The organism is Hydrogenovibrio sp. (genome assembly GCF_049975065.1).
Classification (GTDB): domain Bacteria; phylum Pseudomonadota; class Gammaproteobacteria; order Thiomicrospirales; family Thiomicrospiraceae; genus Hydrogenovibrio.
This window is the reverse complement of sequence record NZ_JBNGDN010000035.1, coordinates 16,723-19,779: the sequence shown is the minus strand read 5'-3', so window position 1 is coordinate 19,779 and position 3,057 is coordinate 16,723. Positions and strand designations below refer to the sequence as shown.

Below are 3,057 nucleotides of genomic sequence, written 5' to 3'. Positions count from 1 at the left end.
TACAGGACGGGTGTAGGTTACGCCTCAGTTCCCGGCTTAGGGTTGAAGCCGCTCGACCCAGCTTTTCAGCCATTTTTCTTAGGCTCAATCCCTGTTCAAGATGGGCTTGAATGTGGTATCGTTCTTCAATGGTCAACTGTTTGAATTGTGTCATCTTTGGCACCCGAATGTTTGTGTGGGAACAACCATTCTAGGACAGTTGGCCGCCACATTATTCTGTTTTTTGGGTGTTGCGGTTATTATATGAATTCAAGGGTGATTAACAAGTTTATTTATTGCAGATTAGATCAATTCAAGCACAGCATACTTACTCAAGTTTTGCCGTACACCACCGCTTTTTGGCCAATCTCCCAGCTGATCTGTACATTTCTGGCTTAACCATTCTCGTACCCTTCGATAAGCATCTGCTTCATTCGTCAATTTTAGACTAATCAAGTGATACAGGGTTTCATGGATGGTGACGGTCGTTGTGCGAGATGGCAAGTCTATATGGATAGTCCGATTTTTCATTTAAGCCACCTTTGGATGCAATAACATCCAAATTATACCTGAAACGTCCGTTTTGGCTTCAGGTGCTATGACACATCCTACACAACCAGACCTGCTTGCCTGGTACCGTCCCCTTCAGCTTCGATTCAAACAAAACTTAGGCCTATATTACTTATATGAAAAAGGTAACGACTACCTTTTTATGCTTATTAAAACATAGGAGAAGTGAATATGGCACATTTTTGTCCAAATTGTGGCTCGCATCAAGTGATCAAGAAAAATGCTGGCAAGAGAGTCGGGGGCGCTATCGGTATTGCGGCGGGCGGTGCAGCGGGTGTCACCGGTGCGGCGTCCGGTGCTCAGGCTGGTGCAGCGTTCGGGGCTATCGGTGGTCCAATTGGAATCGCATTAGGAGGGCTTGGCGGCGCTATTTTTGGTGGGTTAGCCGGTGCCACCGCTGGCGGTGTTGCTGGCTCTAAGCTTGGCGAACGAATTGATGATGAAGTGCTTCTGAACTGCAAGTGTCAACACTGCGGCCATGAGTTTTCACAAAAATTGTAAGGAGGAACAAAATGGAAAATCTAACTGTTATTTCGCAAAAAGCGTCTGTTAAAAAGCCTCGTCATCATGCCCAGGCCAAGCGGATGATTTCCACGAACCAAATGGATGAAAGTTTGTGGTTAAAGTACCGCAATCAAGGCATCGGATCAAGTGATGCGGCCACGGCTTGCGGCTTGAATCCGTATAAATCTCAATTGGAATTGTGGATGGAAAAAACCGGGCGAATAGCGCCGCAACAAACGGATTTAAAGGATGATAGCCCGTTGGTCTGGGGAACCATTTTAGAGCCGATTGTCGCTGAGCATTACGCAAAACGCACGGGGCGAAAAGTCCGTCGCGTTAATTCTATTCTACAACACTCTGAACACCCTTGGATGCTGGCCAACATTGACCGCGAGGTTGTCGGTGATCCTGAAGTTCAGGTTTTGGAGTGTAAAACAGCGGGTGTTTTCTCGGCCAAACACTGGGAAAACGGTGTGCCTGAGTATATTCAACTGCAAGTTCAGCATCAACTGGCGGTCACAGGGCAAGCGGCGGCGGATGTAGCGGTATTGATTGGCGGTCAGAAATTAGAGATTTTTCGTGTTGAACGCAATGACGATTTGATTCGCCAATTGATACAACTGGAGTCGGCTTTTTGGCACCGTGTTCAAACCGATACACCACCGCCCGTGGATGCCTCTGCCTCTGCGGCCAGCGCTTTACAGAAACTTTACCCTAACGACAACAACGACGCACTTGATCTCACCGACGATTCGGATGCAAATGACGCATTTGAAGAACTGGTGGCGGTTCGCGCTCAACTATCGGATTTAACCGATCAAGAAGCTTTATTGAAAAATCAGCTCCAAGCTCGCATCGGCGATTTCAGTTACGCCCATTTTTCATCAGGAAAAGTGTCTTGGCGCAAATCCAAGCCCTCGATTTTACTCGATACCAAGCGAATCAAGGCCGAAAGACCGGAACTTTTCAAAGAATACACAATGACTCGCCCGGGCAATCGACGGTTTTTAGTACAAACCGACTAGATACAACCAAGCACCATTATGAATAAACTCGAATCCCCCACAATGCCATCTGCGCATTGTGGGGTTTTTTATACCACTCACTTTTAGGAGGCCTTATGTTAAAAGGACTTGTACTCACCCCGCCTGAAATCGGTCGTATTTCCATTGGACAGGTCGTGGAGCGCAATGGTAAGCGATTACCACAAAAGGATGACCAATTTACATTAACCAGCCAAATTCAAACATCCGATGGTTGGATTCGACACCCGTTGGATGAAAAACTTCGAAACGGCCAAAAGAAACTTCGAGAAATTCCTGTCCAACTGCTTTTTAACGAACCGGATCTGAATCTGCGAACGCAATATTGTCTATTTGACCGACAAACCGCCCGCCCTATCTGCGTAGGCAACGGTGAATCCTGTCAACGACATACCCCAGCAGGCTATGAATCCTTTGCCTGTCCCAGCCCAGAGCATTGTGACTTATCACAAGGATATTGCAAACCCTTCGGTCGCATGAATGTTGTAGTAAAACCCGATGATGACGGTGCCGATGATCCAATTGGGAGCTTTATTTTTCGAACCAGTGGATTTAATAGCATCCGAACCTTGGCGGCTCGGCTCAATTATTTTAAGGCGATTTCGGGTGATCGCCTATCGTGTTTGCCGCTTGCGTTGAAAATTCGGGGGAAATCAACTCGGCAGAGCTTTGGGCACCCTATTTATTACGTAGACCTAACACTGCGCACTGGGATGCGACTGGAAGACACCTTGACTCAAGCCAAGACCACGGAACTCAAACGTTTAGAAATGGGGTTTGATCAGAGAGCTTTGGACGAGGCCGCTTTAACAGGCTTGCGAAACGGTCACTTTGAAGAAGATGAGGAAACCGTTTCTGCGGTCATTGAGGAGTTTTTTCCCGACCCGTCTTCGACCGCCACAACAAATCACTCTCAATCCAACCAGCCAACTCAGAGCTTAACTGAAAAGTTGGCGCAACA

4 protein-coding genes are annotated in these 3,057 nt (G+C 47.2%); 3 read left to right on the top strand and 1 reads right to left on the bottom strand.

Annotated elements, in window-relative coordinates; translation table 11 throughout:
* Positions 1-154 (bottom strand): helix-turn-helix domain-containing protein (locus ACP5D0_RS05835; RefSeq protein WP_472364721.1); only part of this gene is annotated, 154 nt, incomplete at its 3' end.
* Positions 155-720: 566 nt separating this feature from the next.
* Here ACP5D0_RS05835 and ACP5D0_RS05830 point away from each other — a divergent pair.
* From ACP5D0_RS05830 to ACP5D0_RS05820, 3 genes are all read left to right on the top strand, one after another.
* Positions 721-1,050: a hypothetical protein gene (locus ACP5D0_RS05830; RefSeq protein ID WP_472364719.1), complete on the top strand. Its 330-nt coding sequence runs from the start codon at positions 721-723 to the stop codon at positions 1,048-1,050.
* 11 nt (positions 1,051-1,061) lie between these two features.
* Complete coding sequence (locus tag ACP5D0_RS05825) at positions 1,062-2,078, top strand: YqaJ viral recombinase family nuclease (RefSeq protein ID WP_472364718.1); 1,017 nt, start codon at positions 1,062-1,064, stop codon at positions 2,076-2,078.
* A 56-nt stretch (positions 2,079-2,134) separates the two neighbouring features.
* The coding region (locus ACP5D0_RS05820; RefSeq protein ID WP_472364717.1) for a recombination directionality factor at positions 2,135-3,057 on the top strand (923 nt) is incomplete at its 3' end.